This is a genomic window from Mesorhizobium sp. B1-1-5 (assembly GCF_006443065.1).
GTDB lineage: Bacteria > Pseudomonadota > Alphaproteobacteria > Rhizobiales > Rhizobiaceae > Mesorhizobium.
This window is the reverse complement of record NZ_VFWS01000620.1, coordinates 1-1073: the sequence shown is the minus strand read 5'-3', so window position 1 is coordinate 1073 and position 1073 is coordinate 1. Positions and strand designations below refer to the sequence as shown.

The 1073-nt window shown below is 65.9% G+C and carries 1 protein-coding gene and 1 pseudogene; both read right to left on the bottom strand.

What is annotated here, in order from left to right:
* On the bottom strand, positions 1-890 hold an 890-nt coding region (locus FJ980_RS33840), incomplete at its 3' end, for a FliM/FliN family flagellar motor switch protein (protein WP_140547691.1).
* 32 nt (positions 891-922) lie between these two features.
* Positions 923-1073 (bottom strand): annotated as a pseudogene (locus FJ980_RS33835) (flagellar motor stator protein MotA); the annotation flags it as partial.

Here is a 1073-nt window from a genome sequence, read left to right as displayed (position 1 = left end):
TAGGGATGCTTGATCCGGACGGTGTAATTCTGTCCCAGCTTGCCGAACTCGCATACGAACAGCGTCTTGCCGCGCGCGCCGAGACGCGCTTGCGATTGCGCCGTTTCCTCGAATTCGATGATCTGGCCAATTTCGAAATCGGCAAGATCGCCGAGCGTCAGTCGGGCCAGCGGCATGGTCGCCTCGAGCGCTACCGTGGAGCGCATCACTTCTTCCGAAAAGCGCGCGCGCCAGCTGGCGCCCTGATCGTTCTCGCCGCCGGCAGCAGCGCTGTCTCGGCTGGCCAGCACGACACGCTGCGGCATCGTCACCGTGACGGTGCCGCTGTCGGCCGGCGTCGAGATGCCGAAGCCGATGCGGATTGCAGCGCCGTCGCGCAACACGTGTCGTTTGGCTTCGGTGCCCGACATCGCCCGCGGCACTGGCAGGCGCAGGTCGAGCGACCGTCGTCCCGATCCGTTCAGTGCCTGCGCGACCTGCTGGAACATCATGGTCGAAACATCGACCTCGATCTGCGACAGATCACGCTCTATCGGCGATGCCGGCATCTCCGGGTCGCCGCCGAACAGCGTGCAAAGCGTGACCGCGATCGCCGGCGCATCGATCACCAGGGGCATGGCATCGGAGGACGTGGCTGACGCAACGATGGTCATGGCAAACGTATCGCCGGCACGGGAGCGGGCCTCCGCGACGCGGCTGACCTCGACGCCCCTGAGATCGACGGTGACCGGAACTCCAAGCTCACTGGTCAGGCTCTTCTGCAGCAGCGGCGCAGCGCGCTCTGCCATGCCCCGGCCGGTGCCGATGACCTGGGCGGCCTCGCCGCTGTCGCCGACCAGGCGCTCGATGATCAGCGAGCGCGCTTGTGAGGGACTGCCGGGACTGGTCATGACAATGTCGGCACCGATCTGTCGCGCATCGCTCAGGCGGCCCTTTTCTCGGCGGAGCCGGTGTTCATCGTGCTCTGCTCGACGGCGTCGATGGTCGGCCGCTCATAGGACGATATCGTCTTGCGGCCGAATTCGATCGCCACCTGCGGCAGGGCGCCGTTCATATACGCAAGCAGCGTCTGC